Genomic DNA, 17213 nt, shown 5'->3' on the forward strand with positions numbered 1-17213 from the left:
GAGTATCAACATTACTCGGCTTGAGAAGGAAACTCTTATGCAGATCTGAGGTTAATTAATTATCTGTCACAATTTAATATCGATTTGAGTAATGATTTAATCATTCTTGCTGAGCAAGAGATAAAAAGGACCACTTCAATGAAGTGGTCCTTTCTCAACAATAATTTCAATTAAAGCGCTCTACTCATCTTCTACGCTGAACAAGTTCTCCATGTTTAAGCCCTGCTTAACCAGAATTTCTCTTAAGCGACGAAGGCCTTCCACTTGAATTTGACGAACACGTTCACGAGTTAAGTTAATTTCTCGGCCCACTTCTTCCAACGTCGATGGTTCATATCCAAGCAAACCAAAACGGCGAGCTAACACTTCTTTCTGTTTTGGATTTAGCTCATCAAGCCAATGAATTAGAGATGATTTAATGTCGTCATCTTGAGTCGAAACCTCTGGATCAGAGTTATTTGCATCTGGAATGATATCAAGTAGTGCTTTTTCACCGTCACCACCAATTGGTGTGTCAACCGAGCTTACTCTCTCATTAAGACGTAACATTTTGCTTACATCATCGACAGGCTTGTCCAACTGCAACGCAATTTCTTCAGCCGTAGGTTCATGGTCAAGCTTTTGAGAAAGCTCTCTAGCAGTGCGTAAGTAAATGTTTAGTTCTTTAACCACATGAATTGGCAAACGAATTGTACGAGTTTGATTCATCAATGCACGCTCAATAGTTTGGCGAATCCACCATGTCGCATAGGTTGAGAAACGGAAACCTCTTTCTGGGTCAAATTTCTCAACAGCGCGGATCAACCCCAAGTTACCCTCTTCAACCAAATCAAGTAACGCTAGGCCACGGTTACTATAACGACGCGAAATCTTAACAACTAAACGAAGATTACTTTCAATCATACGTTTACGAGCAGCTTCATCCCCACGAAGTGCACGACGCGCATAAAGTACTTCTTCTTCAGCTGTTAATAGTGGTGAAAAACCGATTTCGCCGAGATAAAGTTGAGTTGCATCCAGACTCTTCGTGGATACCTCAAACTCTTCTTTTGCTTCTTCGGTAGTTTCTGTAGTGGTGGTGTTGGTAGTAGTAAGCTCGTCCTCATTCACTAACGAATCCATCGCTTCATGATCGATCTCGAACTCTTCAACTTTTGTTGCTGTGTTGCTGATACTCATAGTGCCTCCCCCTGGCGAGCTAGCAAGACATTACTACTTTATTAATGTCGCTACATCTTTACTCTTGGCAAGTAAGTTTATGGTAAGTAGCGATTAGGATTCACCGACTTACCCTGATAGCGAATTTCAAAGTGCAAACGAACGCTGCTGGTTCCTGAGCTGCCCATCGTTGCAATTTTTTGGCCTGCTTTTACACTTTGTCCTTCGTGTACGAGCAACCGATCGTTGTGGGCGTAAGCGCTGAGGTAATTATCATTATGTTTAACAATCACTAGATTGCCATAACCTCTTAGTGCGTTACCCGAATAGACCACGGTTCCTCCGGCAGTAGAGACAATCGATTGACCGCGCCTACCGGCGATATCAATCCCTTTATTGCCATGATCTCCTGCAGAATATGTTTTAATCACTCTCCCTTTAGTAGGCCATAACCACCTAGATATTTTTTTATTTGGTGGCGATGTCTCATTTACAGATTTTTTAACATTTTGTTTACCTTTAGATTCAACATACTCTTTTGTTTTTGATTGATCAAGCCTATTTTTTGAGTATTTTTCATCCAATTGTTGATTTTTTGATACGTTGTCACTAATAACTTGTTGATTTTTTTTCGTACTATTAGAAACAGCAACACTGGTAGGAGTTGTATTTTTTCCAGCACCTGTTCCACCGTAAGAAGGAGGAACATAAGCTGGGCGCCATAAATCAAGTTTTTGACCTGGATGGATAGTATACGGCTTCTTTAAGTTGTTATAACGAATGATATCTTTAACATCTTTGCCTGTAATGTAGGAGATGAAATAGAGGGTATCTCCCTTTTTTACTTGATAATAGCTACCACGGTAACTGCTGCGTGGGATGGAGCCATAATCCTTATGCAGCCCAGACACAGGGGCAGGAGTTCTCGCAGTGCATGCAACTAAAACACTGCAAAGTCCAATTAATATTGTCTTATTGGGCCAATGTCTCATTCTTATTCGAGGCAAATGTTACTTAAGCTAAATCTCCCGCGACTAGCGGAACAAATCGAACCATTTCAACAATATCAGTCGCAAACTCATCACCATCTCGAGTGATTTTTAGCAGTTGTTGCTCATTCTCACCGACTGGAATCACCATCACTCCACCATTACTGAGCTGCTCTAATAACGCATTAGGTATTGATTCTGCCGCTGCTGTAACAATAATTGCATCAAATGGTGCTTTTGCTTCCCAACCTTGCCATCCATCTCCGTGTTTTGTTGAAATATTGTAAATATCCAGTTTTTTTAAACGTCGCTTAGCATCCCACTGTAAAGACTTTATCCTTTCAATAGAAAAGACATGTGCGACTAGCTGAGACAAAACAGCGGTTTGATAGCCAGATCCCGTACCAATTTCTAAGACTTTACTGTTATAGGATAAGTTCAACATTTCCGTCATTTTCGCGACAATGTACGGTTGAGATATTGTTTGACCTTGGCCGATAGGAAGTGCGTTGTTATCGTAGGCTTGATGCATCATGGCTTGAGAAACAAAGTTTTCGCGTGGCAAACGGTATATCGCGTCTAATACTCGTTGATCGCGAATACCGCTAGAGACTAAAAGCGCCATCAGTCTATCTGCTTGCGGGTTTGTCATTAAGATTCCTTTAACCAGTGTTCCATTGTTAAGAGAGATTCATGAGCAGTCAAGTCAACTTGCAAAGGTGTAATAGATACCCGACCATGCTCAATGGCATAAAAGTCAGTACCAATGCCAGCATCTTGCTCTTTACCGGGAGGACCTAACCAATATATCTCATGTCCTCTAGGATCTATCTGTTTTATCATAGACTCGGCGTGATGCCTTGCGCCAAGTCTAGTTACTTCCAATTCGAGTGCGTGTTCATCTGCCACATCAGGGATGTTGACATTAAGAAGTCGGTTGGTGGGAACAGGAAAGCTCTGATGTTGCAGAACTAACCTCTTAGCAATTTTCGCAGCAGTAGCAAAGTTCACTTTACCAACTAGAGAGAAAGCTATAGATTGAACACCTAAAAAATGCCCTTCCATCGCTGCAGCAACCGTACCCGAATAAAGTACGTCATCTCCAAAATTCGCGCCATGATTAATACCAGAAAGTAACAGGTCAGGCAGGTCATCTTTCATTAACTCATTCAAAGCAAAATGCACGCAATCAGTTGGCGTTCCCTGAACTGAATAAACGTTAGGCTCTATTTGATTAACTCTAAGGGGCTGTTCAAGTGTCAACGAATTTGATGCACCACTGCGATTTCGATCTGGAGCAACAATGGTGATTTCAGCAATATCAGTAAGCTCTTGTGCGAGAGTTCGAATCCCCTTCGCATGTACACCATCATCATTACTTAGTAGTATTTTCAATGTTTTCCCTGTTTTATTGTATTAAACCTACTTTTTTCAGCCATTTAATAGCTACGTTCAGCTTCACTGGTCAATGCGAGCTCACGTACAATTGAAGTAGCAAAGCAGCCAGCGTTCAGCGAAAAAGAAAGAGTGACAGTGTCTTTTTCCACTTGCCATTGCAAGTTTTGCGGATGCAATGCGATAGCTCTTCGATCATGACTCATCCGATTTCCTCGAATCAAAGCCATCAAGTCTGGCTCTGCATCTAGATGTTCTTGCTCCAATTCGAGCGCTTGATGCTGTGTTGGCAAAGCATTGTCCCCAGGAAGAGCAGCCGTTATTGATGCATCACCTGTTATCAGTAATTGGTTCAACCTTTCGATATCCGACTTAGTCACTTCGGAAAGTGTAGAATCTATTTGGGCAATATCGCCAATAATAAACTGATTGAAGTACTGTTTTTCTATTCGCTCCGACAAAATCAGATTGAACAGCCAAGATCTAGCGGAAGATAAGTACATACTGCGCTTGTTCGCGTTCCGCGTACGGACGTTGTCTCTTCCCCAACGGCGTGCTTCATCCAAGTTTGCACCATCGCGACCAAATCGTTGACTGCCAAAATAATTTGGCACCCCTTGTTGGGCTATTTTCTGCAACCTTTTCTCTATGGATTCAACATCACTCACTTCAGATAGAGTAACAACAAAATCATTACCAATAAGATCACCAGGGCGCAGTTTTTTGCTATGCCATTGGGTTTCCAGTATTTCAATTGAAGGATACTTTGCAAGAAAGGCAGAAAAGTCTGGTACCTCTCCTTTAGGTAAGCGAACACTGAGCCACTGCTCAGTCACTGCATGGCGGTCCTTGAGGCCAGCCCAGCTCACGTCTTTTGATTTAACCTCACAGGCCTTCGCTAACTCATTGGCAACAAACGTGGTATTTTCACCTGTTTTGCGGATTCTCACCATTAAGTGTTCACCCTGGCCTTCAAATTCGAATCCTAGTTGTTCAATAACTTGGAAGTGGTCTGGTTGTGCTTTAATTTGAGCTGTAGCAGTGGGTTTACCATTTAGATAGGCCAAAGTAGATAACAGATCTGACATGTGAGTTTTCCGTCGAAATAGTGGCGCCATGGCAGCGTTCTGCGGCCATAGCTAATTACAGTTAGCGCTTATTTAGAAGGACAACGGCTTCAGTTGCAATGCCTTCTTTTCGCCCCGTAAAGCCCAACTTTTCCGTTGTTGTCGCTTTTACGTTTACATTTCGAATATCCGTTTCTAAATCAGCGGCAATTGTCGCACACATTGCATGGATATGTGGAGCCATCTTGGGTGCTTGAGCCAAAATGGTGATGTCAAGATTACCAATAACGTAACCTCGCTCTTTAACTTGTCGATAGACTTCTCTAAGTAGATCGCGACTATTTGCACCTTTCCAGCGATCATCAGTGTCAGGGAAGTGACGGCCAATATCCCCTGCAGCTATTGCTCCTAGCAGAGCATCACATAGCGCATGCAAAGCAACATCACCATCGGAGTGTGCAATCAAGCCTTGTTCATAAGGAATAGAAACACCACCAATAATGACAGGTCCTTCTCCACCAAATTTGTGCACATCAAAACCGTGGCCAATTCGAATCATCGTCCTTCCTCTATCAATCTCTATGTAAGTAAAAAGTGGCTAGCTCAAGATCTTCTGGCTGAGTAATTTTGATATTATCCGCTCGCCCTTGAACGAGTAACGGCTTAAAACCAGCCCACTCCATGGCAGACGCTTCATCGGTTATAGCAGTACCACTTTGCAAAGCATTTTCGAGCGAACCTCTTAACTGCTCAGCACGAAACATTTGTGGGGTAAGTGCATGCCAAAGAGAAGTGCGATCGACGGTATTCTCTATCGTCAGATCGCCACCCGATCTTTTCATTGTATCTCGGACTGGCGCTGCCATTATACCGCCAACTGGATGAGCCGTCGCTCGTTCTATTAATTGGTCTAAATCAGATAGGCGCACACACGGCCTCGCGGCGTCATGGACCATAACCCACTCTGCTAAGTTGTTATCTACCACATGCTCTAAGGCAGATAGAACAGAGTCAGCTCGTTCATCACCACCATTCACTCTGACAACTTCTGTGTGATTAGCTAAAGGTAGATTGCCGTAATAAGGATCTTGTTCGGAAATGGCAATTACGATCTTGCTGACTTGAGGGTGAGACAATAGCTTGTTGACTGTGTGTTCAAGAATAGTTTTATCGCCAATCCTCAAGTACTGTTTAGGGCGATCAGCTTGCATACGACTACCAACGCCCGCTGCTGGCACGATGGCAACAATCGAGCGCTTAGTTGCCATAAGATTTTGCTCCATTAGTCACACGATAAAATGTTTCGCCTTCTTTAACCATGCCCAGCTCGTGACGAGCTCTTTCTTCTATGGCATCTAGGCCCTGACGTAAATCTTCAATTTCGGCAAACATTTCTTCATTACGAGTTTTGAGTGTTGTGTTCACTTTTTGTTGAGCTGTAATTTCGCTGCTCACAAGTTTGTAGTCGGCAATACCATTCTTACCAAGCCACAGTTCATATTGTAACCAGCCCAGCAATACAACTAAGGCTAAGGTAAAGATTCGCATAAAATTATATCTATTGAGGGTATTGTTAGGACACATATATAGCATAATCGTACATGTCATTCGATAAGGGGTTGGGTTTCCTAAATGGAAGTTAAATCAGCTTTTACATTGGGGCTGACGTTAGCTGCCAGCTCCAATTAGTGTAATGGATATCTGCCTAACTTAGTAATAAAAAAGCAAATAATCCTATTCCAAGCAATAAACGATAGATAACAAAAGGTAGCATGCCGATACGATTAATGAGCGCAAGAAAATAATAAATACAGGCGTAAGCACTAACAAAAGAAGTAACAACACCAGTTAACAGGAAACCAACGTGAATGGGTTGACCGCTCGTGACCAACTTGAGCCCAAGATAACCACCAGCCAGTAAAATAATCGGTATCGACATTAAAAAAGAAAACCGAGCTGCCGCTTCACGAGTAAACCCCAAATAAAGCGCCGCTGTCATAGTGATGCCCGACCTCGACGTACCAGGGATCATAGCAAGAGCCTGTGACACACCTATAAAGAGAGATTTTTTCCAATCCGCCGTGTACTCATCATCCGTTAGAGAAGAGTGCTTGTCAGTCCACCAGAGCAATAAACCAAATACGATTGTGGTAGTCGCTATAACCCAAGCACTGCGAAGGTATAGCTCGATAACGTCTTTCATCAGCAAGCCAAAAAGTGCTGCGGGGATTGTGGCAATAATTATCATCCACGCAAGTTTCGCTTCTTTACTGCGATCACCTTTAAAAATGGAGGCAAAAAACGCACTAAGAAGGTCGATTACTTCGCGGCGAAAATAGATCACCACTGCCGCAAGTGTGCCCACATGAACAGCGACATCAAAGGCTAAACCTTGATCTTCCCAGCCTAAAATTGCAGAAGGCAAAATTAAATGTGCAGAACTAGAGATAGGTAAAAACTCTGTTAGCCCTTGAATAAGGGCTAACAAAAACGACTCCATGTAACTCATACTTTCCTTGGCCTGTTAGATGTCGAACCACCGCTCGACAGGTTTGAGTGAATCCAGCTGTTTTGAGTTTTGCCAGACTTGGCGAATACTTTTGCTATCAGACGGAATGACTCTGTCCGGGCAAAGTTCATACAAAGGTTGGATGACAAATGGATACTTATAAATATCCACTCGAGGGATCTGAGGGTTCTGTTCTGAGACCTCTTCACCAAATAAAATCAAATCTAAATCGAGTGTTCGATCTTGATATTTAGCACTATTTTCCTTTCGTCCCCAGTCAAATTCGATTTCACGTAATCGACGACTAAATTCAGGTAAGGCTAAATTTGTTTGCAACTCGACGACAAAGTTATAAAAAGGCTGGCCATCAAACCCAAGCGCGTCACATTCATAAATCGTAGAGACTTTTAAGTGACTTCCAAGTTTCGATAATTCATTTACCGCGACTTCAGAGTGCTTACAAGGTTCTATATTTGAGCCTACGCCGACATAGGCTAAAATCATAGGCGACCTCGCTCAATGACAACTCCCACTCCTTTCGCTTGAGGAACTGCCCCAGGTTTGGTGAGACGAATCTTTATCCATGGCACCGAAAACTGGGACATGATGAGCTCGGCAATTTCCTCCGCGACTCTTTCTACTAGCAAAAAACGCCCAGATTCAATATGAGTTAAAATAGCTTCACTCACTTTGGCATAATCCAAGGCATCTTCCACATCATCGCTCAATCCGGCTGGACGATTTTCGTGAGCCATTTCGATATCTAGCACTAACTTCTGTTTTATTTCCTGTTCCCAATCGTAAACGCCAATGGTTGTGATTGCTTCTAACTGCTCGATAAAAACTTTATCCATGGTAAATCGCATCCTATACAGCACATAGCCGAAGTTTGAGAAAAAAATCGTACTAAATTTAGAGATTCGCGATATCATACCAACTAGTTGGACCCAGAGCATTATTTTCAGGTAATAAGAAAGACATGACCCCATTAACACTCGCGATAATCATATTTGCTTATCTGCTCGGCTCGATATCGAGCGCGGTGTTAATTTGCCGCCTACTAAAATTACCTGACCCTAGAGACTCAGGCTCTCACAACCCAGGAGCCACTAATGTACTGCGTATTGGTGGCAAAAAAGCAGCCCTTGCGGTCTTACTCAGTGACATGTTGAAAGGCACTATCCCCGTTTGGGGAAGCTATTACTTAGGCGTTGACCCAATCATACTTGGCGTGATTGCCATTGCGGCCTGCCTCGGACACATGTATCCAATTTTCTTCCACTTTAAAGGTGGCAAAGGCGTCGCGACTGCTTTGGGCTCTGTCGCTCCGATTGGTCTAGGATTAACTGGACTCATCGTCGCAACTTGGTTGGCAATTGTGGTTGTATTTCGTTATTCCTCTCTCGCTGCCATCATCACCGTGTTGCTCACGCCATTTTACACTTGGATGGTTAGGCCTGAGTTCACCTTACCTGTTGCTATGCTGTGTTGTCTGATTGTGCTGCGTCACCACCAAAACATTCGTCGATTATACGAAGGTACCGAACCTAAAATTGGTGAGAAAGAAAAAACGGCCGCAAAGTAGCGACCGTTTCCATCAATTTTTTCAGCATCAGCTTATTAAACGTTAGCTTTTGATCGGTTCTAACTCGTCAATAGGCCAACGTGGACGAACATGAATAGACAGATCCGCCACTTCACCGTTCTTCAACCTTTGCATTCCTGCGTATGCGATCATTGCTCCATTGTCTGTACAAAACTCAGTGCGTGGGTAATACACTTCGCCACCAATATTTTCAGCCAACGCTTCGAGCGATTTGCGTAACTGTTTGTTAGCACTTACTCCGCCAGCAATCACTATACGCTTCATGCCTGTCTGCTTTAATGCGCGCTTGCATTTGATCACTAACGTATCGCACACCGCTTCTTGGAAAGCATAAGCGATATCGGCGCGAGTCTGCTCATCGCTGTCATTGGCAGCGATTGTATTGGCAGTAAAAGTCTTCAAACCTGAGAAGCTCATATCAAGCCCAGGACGGTCTGTCATTGGGCGTGGGAACTTAAACCTGCCCGGCGTGCCTTTTTCTGCCAATCGAGACAAAATTGGACCACCCGGATAATCTAAGCCCATCAACTTAGCTGTCTTATCGAACGCTTCACCCGCTGCATCATCTATCGACTCACCAAGAATGGCATAATCGCCAATACCGTTCACTTCCACCAGCATGGTGTGCCCACCAGAGACTAACAAAGCAATAAATGGAAAAGGTGGGGGCGTCTCTTCTAACATAGGCGCAAGCAAGTGCCCTTCCATATGGTGGACAGGTACCGCTGGAACACCCCAAGAATAAGCGAGACTGTGCCCAATTGATGCTCCCACCATCAAAGCTCCGACTAAGCCAGGACCTGCTGTATAAGCTACTCCATCAATATCTTTTGAGGTGAGCTTGGCATCAGCCAAAGCCGCTTTAATTAGAGGTATGGTCTTTTTTACATGATCGCGCGAGGCAAGTTCTGGGACAACACCGCCGTAATCGACGTGCAGATCCACTTGGCTATAAAGTTGATGTGAAAGTAATCCCTTTTCGTCATCATAAATTGCAATACCTGTTTCATCACAGGAAGTTTCAATGCCGATAATGCGCATAGTTTTCTCGGAAAGCAGTGTCAAAATTTCAAAATTGGCGCAATCTTACCTCGCCTTTCGCCATCAAACAAATTTTGTACAGACTATAATCGACAAAAGGCTTTACAAAGCCACACAGATCGGATTAAAATTCCGCACCATTTTTGATCTAGCTGGTTAACGACCAATCAAAGCGAAACATCCTTTGAGTTGAGTCAAAAGATGCCAGCATTAACGAATAACCCCTGAGGTGAAAGGCATATGCCAGTAGTTAAAGTACGTGAAAACGAACCGTTCGACGTTGCACTACGTCGTTTCAAGCGCTCTTGCGAAAAAGCAGGTATCCTATCTGAAGTACGTCGTCGCGAGCACTATGAAAAACCAACAACAGTTCGTAAACGCGCTAAAGCAGCAGCTCAAAAGCGTCACGCTAAGAAGCTAGCTCGCGAAAACGCACGTCGTGTACGTCTGTACTAATAGCTAGGTTCGAAAGGGAATTTAGCTATGGCTCTTATTGAACAACTCAAAGAAGAGCAAAAATTAGCGATGAAAGCCAAGGACAAACCGCGCCTTGGCACTATTCGTTTAGCCCTATCAGCAATTAAACAACGTGAAGTCGACGAAAAAATCACCCTAGGTGATGAAGACATCATTGCTGTGCTGACTAAAATGGTTAAACAACGTCGCGATTCTGTCTCTCAATATGAATCAGCTGGTCGCCAAGACCTTGCCGATGTCGAAACTGCAGAAATTGCCGTGCTTGAGGAATTTATGCCTCAACCACTTAGTGAAGAAGAAGTCGCAGCACTGATAGAAAGTGCTATTACTGATTCTGGTGCTGCCGGCATGCAAGACATGGGTAAAGTCATGGGTGTGCTTAAGCCAAAGATTCAAGGCCGAGCAGACATGGGCAAAGTCAGTGGTTTAGTTCGTTCTAAGCTCGCTTAAGCTCAAGTAAATTTTCAGCAAACCGTGCTATCCTTTGGGACGCGCGGTTTGTTTGTCTCTAGGCTATACAGACTAAAGACAATTTCTCTTGTTTAAATAGTTTCCTTATTTATTAGGTTTTATGGCAGGACACATCCCCAGACAATTTATTGATGACCTCCTTGCTCGTCTTGATATCGTCGACGTTATTGACGCGCGAGTAAAACTTAAAAAACAAGGAAAAAATTACGGCGCTTGCTGCCCTTTCCACAACGAAAAGACCCCTTCATTTAGTGTTAGCCAAGAAAAGCAGTTCTACCACTGCTTTGGTTGTGGCGTGCACGGTAATGCCATCGATTTCTTGATGGAATACGAACGTCTTGATTTTGTGGAAACCATCGAAGAGCTCGCTGCCTTAGTGGGTGCAGAAGTACCAAGAGAACAGCGCAACCCAAATGCGCCTCAATCGAATCAACCACGCGCCAACAGCGAACAGAAAAGAAATCTGTACGACTTGATGAGCAGTATCGGCCAATTCTACCGACAACAGCTTAAACAGTCGCAAAACCATTCTGCTATCGATTATCTAAAACAGCGTGGGCTTTCTGGCGAAATCGTGCAGAAGTTTGGTATTGGTTATATCGCTGACGAATGGGACTTAATCCGCAAGAACTTTGGCCAGACTCAAGAGACACAAGATATGTTGGTCTCTGGCGGCATGCTGATTGAAAACGACAAAGGCAACCGCTATGACCGCTTCCGTGGTCGTGTGATGTTTCCAATTCGTGATAGGCGTGGGCGAGTTATTGGCTTTGGTGGACGTACATTAGGTGACGGCACACCCAAATACCTCAACTCACCAGAAACACCTATCTTTCATAAAGGCAAAGAGCTTTACGGCCTTTATGAAGTGTTGCAAGCTCATCGCGAACCTGAGCAAATATTAGTGGTTGAAGGCTATATGGATGTCGTGGCGTTAGCACAATATGGCGTCGATTATTCTGTTGCCTCACTTGGCACCTCAACCACTGGTGACCATCTGCAAGTATTGTTCAGACAGACCAATACGGTTGTTTGTTGTTACGATGGTGACCGTGCAGGTAAAGAGGCAGCATGGCGAGCATTAGAAAATGCCCTGACCTATTTAAAAAGTGGACACACATTAAAATTCCTGTTTTTGCCAGATGGTGAAGACCCTGACAGCTATATTCGCCAACATGGCCGTGAAGCGTTTGAACAGCAAGTCGAAGAAGCAACGCCTCTTTCAAGCTACTTGTTCGATAACTTAATTGAGCTGCACCAAATTAACTTGGGGAATAACGAAGGTAAATCTGCACTTCGGGCTCTGGCTTCGAATTTAATCAATAAAATTCCAGATCCTTATTTCCAAGAACTATTAGAAAAAATACTCGATGAACGGACTGGATTTGATAATCAGCTTAGGCAGAAAAAAAAGCCCGCAAGGCAAGTAACTCATAATCCTAGAAAAGAAATCAAGCGCACCCCCATGCGCGAAGTAATTGCTTTGCTAATTCAAAATCCGAGCTATGCTGAAATGGTACCCGACCTCTCAAGTATTAAAGAGTTAGCCATACCGGGATTAAGTTTGTTTATGGAGATGCTTGAATATTGTAGTACTCATCCCCATATCAAAACGGGCCAGCTGCTAGAACAGTGGCGAAACACAGAAAATGAGACCCTTCTGTCTCGTCTTGCGAGTTGGAATATCCCGCTCAACGAAGACAATCAAGAAGATATTTTTTTGGACTCATTGGACAACATACTTGCCCAATGCGTCGAGAAACAAATTGAGAACCTGCAGGCCAAAGCAAGAAGTGTCGGTTTATCAACCGAAGAAAAGAGGGAGCTGCAAGCTTTAATGCTTGATTTAAAAGCGTAACCCTGTTTGATTAGTCAGCAATGAAAAAATTTGTTAGTATACGTGGTTTGCATTTCGCATACTAATTCCTTCACCAGATACGAAGTTGGATACCGTCTATGGATCAAAATCCGCAGTCACAGCTCAAAATACTTGTTATAAAAGGCAAGGAACAGGGCTATCTGACCTACGCCGAAGTTAACGACCACCTACCAGCAGAGATCGTCGACTCTGAACAGGTTGAAGACATTATTCAGATGATTAACGACATGGGTATCAAAGTAGTGGAAACTGCTCCTGATGCCGATGATCTAGCATTGAATGATGACAATACCATCACTGATGAAGACGCTGCTGAAGCCGCCGCTGCTGCACTTTCAAGTGTAGAAAACGAGATTGGCCGCACCACTGACCCTGTCCGCATGTACATGCGTGAAATGGGTACAGTTGAGCTACTGACTCGTGAAGGCGAAATCGACATTGCTAAGCGCATTGAAGATGGCATCAACCAAGTACAAAATTCCGTTGCTGAATACCCAGGAACCATCCCTTATATTCTTGAGCAGTTTGACAAAGTTCAAACTGAAGAGCTGCGTTTAACAGATCTTATCTCAGGTTTTGTTGATCCTAACGATGATGAGACAACTGCACCGACAGCAACTCACATCGGCTCTGAGCTTTCAGAGCAAGATCTTGAAGACGAAGATGAAGAAGATGTCGACGAAGAAGATCGCGAAGATGATGAGGAAGAGGAAGAAGATACAGGTATCGATCCAGAGCTAGCTCTGGAGAAGTTTACTGCTCTTCGCAACTCTTACCAGGACTACCAGCTTGCAGTTAATGAGCATGGCACAGAAAGTGGCCAAGCATCAGAAGCGCAAGGGCTAGTTCAAGAAGTTTTTGCTGAGTTCCGTTTGACACCGAAGCAATTTGATCACCTAGTGAACGAACTGCGCACTTCAATGGATCGCGTTCGTACTCAAGAGCGTTTGATCATGCGCCAAGCTGTTGAATACAGCAAAATGCCTAAGAAGTCTTTTATTGCCATCTTTACAGGCAATGAGTCTGATGAAGCATGGTTAGATGAAGTGTTGGCTTCTGACAAACCTTACGTTGAAAAACTAAAAGGCTTTGAAGACGAAATTCGTCGCTCAGTTCAAAAGCTAAAAACTATCGAAGAAGAAACGTCTTTGACAGTACAAAGCATCAAAGACATCAGCCGTCGCATGTCTATCGGTGAAGCAAAAGCTCGCCGTGCGAAGAAAGAGATGGTTGAAGCGAACTTACGTTTGGTTATCTCTATCGCGAAGAAATACACCAACCGTGGTCTACAGTTCTTGGATCTTATCCAAGAAGGTAACATCGGCTTGATGAAAGCGGTAGATAAGTTCGAATACCGCCGTGGTTATAAGTTCTCGACTTATGCAACATGGTGGATTCGTCAGGCGATCACTCGCTCGATTGCAGACCAAGCGCGTACTATCCGTATTCCGGTACACATGATCGAAACGATCAACAAGCTTAACCGCATCTCTCGCCAAATGCTGCAAGAAATGGGGCGTGAGCCACTACCGGAAGAATTGGCAGAGCGCATGCAAATGCCAGAAGACAAGATCCGCAAAGTGCTAAAAATAGCTAAAGAGCCAATCTCAATGGAAACACCAATCGGTGACGACGAAGATTCGCACTTAGGTGATTTCATCGAGGATACGACTCTAGAACTTCCACTAGACTCTGCTACCTCTGGTAGCTTGAAAGTCGCAACAAAAGACGTTCTAGCAGGTCTAACACCCCGTGAAGCCAAAGTACTTCGCATGCGCTTTGGTATCGACATGAATACTGACCACACTCTAGAAGAAGTGGGTAAGCAGTTCGACGTAACCCGTGAGCGTATTCGTCAGATCGAAGCGAAAGCACTAAGAAAACTACGCCACCCTAGCCGCTCAGAAACTCTGCGCAGCTTCTTGGATGAGTAGTTTTTAGACTCTGTTTGAAAAAAGCGAGCTTCGGCTTGCTTTTTTTTTAACCAAACAGTTTAAGTGGGCAGAAACTAAGCGAAATTAGCCCCCTCAACACCTAGACACCACCATACGCATCCCCTATAATCATCCACCTAGATTGGCCCCTTAGCTCAGTGGTTAGAGCAGTCGACTCATAATCGATTGGTCCGCAGTTCAAATCTGCGAGGGGCCACCATATTCTATAAAGGTTAGTGCCGATAGTGGTTACTAACCTTTTTTTGTGCCTGCTACATATGGGTGTAGTTATGGGTGTAGTTAGCAAGTTGCTTAAACTAGAAAGTGGATGAAAATAAATCATCTGAAAAAATGTTTGAGTAGCGCTTAGCTATTAGTTCCAACTCTCTCTGAACGCGCTCATTGTGCTTGTTCTTCATCACCTGCCATGTTTTCCAACGCATCCACTTTGGCTTGTTGTAGTCATGTAATAGGCTTAAACGACTATCAAAAAAATCGTTGTACTCGCATTTATCTTTTACTTTGTTCACAGCAATCCATACACGCTCAGATTTACTACCACTCGCTGTTGTGTATTTAAGATCTCCGCACTGGCGACACCACCAAGCGCCACCATAATCAAATAAAGCTCCACAGTTTCTTTGGCAGTTTGGACAACACCACCATAAGCGAACACTGTCAAAGTTTGTTGTCGTTTGGCTTAAGTCGGTTAATTGTGTAATAGTCTCACCTTTTCTAAACCAGCTAAAAAGTAAACTATTACTCCTCCAACTAACATTTAATACCTGAGTTTGTTCACCACGATGTGAGAATGTACTCTTAAAAGCCTGCCTAGCTTTAAGGAACTGCCGTACTTCATTGATCTGAATCTGTCGATGATTTTCTACTAGATAGGCCATAAAAACATACCCAAATAATTTGGTTAACTTAGTGTTTAACTACTAGTGCAGTTTTAGTCTGTTTGTCTGACTAAATACTTAGGGATATGAGCTGGTGGCAGATGCGCTTGTTTTACGTAATAACTTGCCAAAATACTTGATAGCTTCCATATCGTTCCCTGAGCAATAGCGCCCATAGTTAAAGTGCATACGCAAATAAGTAATATTTTTCGCTTGCTCATTCTTGCCTCATTGTTAGTCTTGATGTTCCATAGTCTTTTGCCTGCTTCCCCCTGTATCCCTTGCCTCGCTCCTTGGCTTGGTATGAAAGCCGATAAATAACTTGCTGCTTAATTTGAAAGTCATTTTTCTCAATCATGTAGTAACAGTGCTTGGGTGTATGGACATGACCACCTCCAGCCAACATCCACTTTTCTTGAATTAAGTCGAGTAAAGCGTTTGGGTAACAGATTTGTTTGCCATCAAGAAAAAGCGCGTAGTGGTAGTGCTGGTGCTTGGCTGTTTCCATTTCTCTTACCCAACAAAAGCCAATATCATTGACACCATATTTTCCTTTAATCCGTTTAAATAACTTCCTTTGGAATGCGCTAATAATTCGATTGTTGTCACTGTAGTGCTCTACGTGCAAATCAAACACCAAACAAAATGCTCTCCTGTACTTCAAACACATCACATTGAGTTGCTGAATTATCTGTTTAATGTGCTTAGGACATATTTTGTATTGCCTTTTATCACCTACATTCACAGCCCATATTTGACCATCTAAATTGATGTAGGGTGAATTGGTTAAGTACTTCATAAACTCTATAAGGATATTATGAAAACCCCCTTTCTAAGTTCCGTGTTTGTTAGTGAACACTTTCACTCTCTGGATATATAACTCCACAGCCTTGTTATTCTTTTGCTTTAGACCACAGCAGAAAATCGCTATACAAAAACCTAGAAATGAGTTCTCAACTTAAGACACATAAAAAGCCACCATTTTTGCTAGTGGCTTTTAGTTCTACTCTGGCATATCCTTATCTTGCTGGTGGTGGAGTTGTGGCGACTATGACCACCAGCAAAACACAACGGATAGGCTCTTAGTTATACGCTTTGAGCCTTTTCTTTTGCTCTAAGCTGAACCATACGAATGACTGTTTTTGCGGGCCAATACTTTAGACAATCATCAATGGTCGAGATAAGACGCTTATGCTTAGATTGGATTTTTCGCTGCGTAGCTTGCTGCTTAACACCTTTGTCCTCTCCCTCTTGTAGTTCCTTTATAGTCTTGGAATTAAGCCAATATTCCTTTATATCCCTTAGTTTTTCCGTAACTCGATGAGGTCGCTTAATTCGCCTCCTTTCTATTGGAAAGTCGTTGCTCAAGTCACTAATATGATCGTGCAAATGTGCAATACCAAAGCGACGATAAACATCATCACAGTTTAAGCGATTACCACTTAGCAACTCACCTTTAACAATTTCTTTTTCAGTCTTACGTACATTGTTCTCTAGCATCACGCTACCTCTCCGTTTTCTAAGAATTTATTAATGGTACTTTCACGCCACCCAATACAACGGCCAGAAACAAGCACTGGTTTTGGGAAAGCGTTTTGTTTGCGCCAAAGACGCCAAAGAGTTTTCTTGGACTTGCCCATTATGTAGGCCACTTCATCAGGGCTTAGCACACGGTCAAAATGGTAAGGTGAATCCGATGATAGTCTTGTCATACCTTAAACCTCCTTAATTTGTCTCAGGTATGGCAATAGACTAAGTGATTCTTTTTCTGCATGTGGTGAAAAATCA

General features: G+C 43.2%; 22 protein-coding genes and 1 tRNA gene. 6 read left to right on the plus strand and 17 right to left on the minus strand.

Annotation, left to right across the window (positions count from 1 at the left end):
- Positions 1-180: 180 nt before the first annotated feature.
- The 11 genes from rpoS to folB form a co-directional block, all read right to left on the minus strand.
- Positions 181-1179, minus strand: a complete 999-nt coding sequence (gene rpoS / locus ACM2FC_RS19680; protein WP_498482734.1) for an RNA polymerase sigma factor RpoS — start codon at positions 1177-1179, stop codon at positions 181-183.
- A 77-nt stretch (positions 1180-1256) separates the two neighbouring features.
- Positions 1257-2150, minus strand: coding sequence for a murein hydrolase activator NlpD (nlpD, locus tag ACM2FC_RS19685; protein ID WP_498482735.1), 894 nt, complete (start codon positions 2148-2150; stop codon positions 1257-1259).
- Between the two features lie 22 nt (positions 2151-2172).
- Positions 2173-2799, minus strand: coding sequence for a protein-L-isoaspartate(D-aspartate) O-methyltransferase (locus tag ACM2FC_RS19690; RefSeq protein ID WP_498482736.1), 627 nt, complete (start codon positions 2797-2799; stop codon positions 2173-2175).
- On the minus strand, positions 2799-3542 hold the full coding sequence (surE, locus tag ACM2FC_RS19695) for a 5'/3'-nucleotidase SurE (RefSeq protein WP_498482737.1): 744 nt from the start codon (positions 3540-3542) through the stop codon (positions 2799-2801). The genes ACM2FC_RS19690 and surE overlap by 1 nt, the downstream gene beginning before the upstream one ends.
- A gap of 44 nt (positions 3543-3586) precedes the next feature.
- Positions 3587-4630 (minus strand): tRNA pseudouridine(13) synthase TruD, encoded by a 1044-nt coding sequence (gene truD / locus ACM2FC_RS19700; protein WP_498482738.1) that lies wholly within the window; start codon positions 4628-4630, stop codon positions 3587-3589.
- A 61-nt stretch (positions 4631-4691) separates the two neighbouring features.
- The gene (ispF, locus tag ACM2FC_RS19705; protein WP_498482739.1) at positions 4692-5168 is read right to left on the minus strand and encodes a 2-C-methyl-D-erythritol 2,4-cyclodiphosphate synthase; all 477 of its coding nucleotides are present in this window, start codon (positions 5166-5168) and stop codon (positions 4692-4694) included.
- Between the two features lie 13 nt (positions 5169-5181).
- On the minus strand, positions 5182-5877 hold the full coding sequence (gene ispD / locus ACM2FC_RS19710; protein WP_498482740.1) for a 2-C-methyl-D-erythritol 4-phosphate cytidylyltransferase: 696 nt from the start codon (positions 5875-5877) through the stop codon (positions 5182-5184).
- Positions 5867-6157 (minus strand): cell division protein FtsB, encoded by a 291-nt coding sequence (gene ftsB / locus ACM2FC_RS19715; RefSeq protein ID WP_498482741.1) that lies wholly within the window; start codon positions 6155-6157, stop codon positions 5867-5869. Before ftsB ends, ispD begins: the two co-directional genes overlap by 11 nt.
- Positions 6158-6314: 157 nt before the next feature.
- Positions 6315-7118 carry an undecaprenyl-diphosphate phosphatase gene (locus tag ACM2FC_RS19720; RefSeq protein ID WP_498482742.1) on the minus strand — a complete coding sequence of 268 codons (804 nt, stop codon included), beginning with the start codon at positions 7116-7118 and terminating at the stop codon, positions 6315-6317.
- A 15-nt stretch (positions 7119-7133) separates the two neighbouring features.
- Entirely contained in the window at positions 7134-7622 is a 489-nt protein-coding gene (gene folK / locus ACM2FC_RS19725) for a 2-amino-4-hydroxy-6-hydroxymethyldihydropteridine diphosphokinase (protein ID WP_498482743.1), read from the minus strand.
- Positions 7619-7972: a dihydroneopterin aldolase gene (folB, locus tag ACM2FC_RS19730; protein ID WP_498482744.1), complete on the minus strand. Its 354-nt coding sequence runs from the start codon at positions 7970-7972 to the stop codon at positions 7619-7621. The genes folK and folB overlap by 4 nt, the downstream gene beginning before the upstream one ends.
- Positions 7973-8097: 125 nt before the next feature.
- Between folB and plsY the strand changes: the two genes are divergently transcribed.
- Entirely contained in the window at positions 8098-8703 is a 606-nt protein-coding gene (plsY, locus tag ACM2FC_RS19735) for a glycerol-3-phosphate 1-O-acyltransferase PlsY (RefSeq protein WP_498482745.1), read from the plus strand.
- A gap of 42 nt (positions 8704-8745) precedes the next feature.
- Here the strand turns inward: plsY and tsaD are convergent, their stop codons facing one another.
- Complete coding sequence (tsaD, locus tag ACM2FC_RS19740) at positions 8746-9765, minus strand: tRNA (adenosine(37)-N6)-threonylcarbamoyltransferase complex transferase subunit TsaD (protein WP_498482746.1); 1020 nt, start codon at positions 9763-9765, stop codon at positions 8746-8748.
- Positions 9766-10005: 240 nt separating this feature from the next.
- Here tsaD and rpsU point away from each other — a divergent pair, with 240 nt between their 5' ends.
- The 5 genes from rpsU (at position 10006) to ACM2FC_RS19765 (ending at position 14746) form a co-directional block, all read left to right on the plus strand.
- Positions 10006-10221 carry a 30S ribosomal protein S21 gene (rpsU, locus tag ACM2FC_RS19745; protein ID WP_001145625.1) on the plus strand — a complete coding sequence of 72 codons (216 nt, stop codon included), beginning with the start codon at positions 10006-10008 and terminating at the stop codon, positions 10219-10221.
- A gap of 27 nt (positions 10222-10248) precedes the next feature.
- Positions 10249-10692: a GatB/YqeY domain-containing protein gene (locus tag ACM2FC_RS19750; RefSeq protein ID WP_498482747.1), complete on the plus strand. Its 444-nt coding sequence runs from the start codon at positions 10249-10251 to the stop codon at positions 10690-10692.
- A gap of 121 nt (positions 10693-10813) precedes the next feature.
- On the plus strand, positions 10814-12571 hold the full coding sequence (dnaG, locus tag ACM2FC_RS19755) for a DNA primase (protein ID WP_498482748.1): 1758 nt from the start codon (positions 10814-10816) through the stop codon (positions 12569-12571).
- Between the two features lie 98 nt (positions 12572-12669).
- The gene (gene rpoD, locus ACM2FC_RS19760; RefSeq protein ID WP_498482749.1) at positions 12670-14526 is read left to right on the plus strand and encodes an RNA polymerase sigma factor RpoD; all 1857 of its coding nucleotides are present in this window, start codon (positions 12670-12672) and stop codon (positions 14524-14526) included.
- Positions 14527-14670: 144 nt separating this feature from the next.
- Positions 14671-14746: transfer RNA gene (locus ACM2FC_RS19765), tRNA-Ile, on the plus strand.
- A gap of 97 nt (positions 14747-14843) precedes the next feature.
- Here the strand turns inward: ACM2FC_RS19765 and ACM2FC_RS19770 are convergent.
- The 5 genes from ACM2FC_RS19770 to ACM2FC_RS19790 all read right to left on the minus strand — a co-directional run bounded on the left by ACM2FC_RS19770 (position 14844) and on the right by ACM2FC_RS19790 (position 17137).
- Entirely contained in the window at positions 14844-15425 is a 582-nt protein-coding gene (locus ACM2FC_RS19770; RefSeq protein ID WP_498482750.1) for a hypothetical protein, read from the minus strand.
- Between the two features lie 53 nt (positions 15426-15478).
- Complete coding sequence (locus ACM2FC_RS19775; protein ID WP_498482751.1) at positions 15479-15646, minus strand: hypothetical protein; 168 nt, start codon at positions 15644-15646, stop codon at positions 15479-15481.
- A complete protein-coding gene (locus ACM2FC_RS19780) occupies positions 15643-16224 on the minus strand; it encodes a YagK/YfjJ domain-containing protein (RefSeq protein ID WP_498482752.1) in 582 nt (193 codons plus the stop codon). Before ACM2FC_RS19780 ends, ACM2FC_RS19775 begins: the two co-directional genes overlap by 4 nt.
- 287 nt (positions 16225-16511) lie before the next feature.
- A complete protein-coding gene (locus ACM2FC_RS19785; protein ID WP_498482753.1) occupies positions 16512-16925 on the minus strand; it encodes a hypothetical protein in 414 nt (137 codons plus the stop codon).
- A complete protein-coding gene (locus ACM2FC_RS19790) occupies positions 16925-17137 on the minus strand; it encodes a helix-turn-helix transcriptional regulator (protein WP_498482754.1) in 213 nt (70 codons plus the stop codon). The genes ACM2FC_RS19785 and ACM2FC_RS19790 overlap by 1 nt, the downstream gene beginning before the upstream one ends.
- Between the last annotated feature and the right edge of the window lie 76 nt (positions 17138-17213).

This window comes from Vibrio sp. A37 (assembly GCF_059777565.1).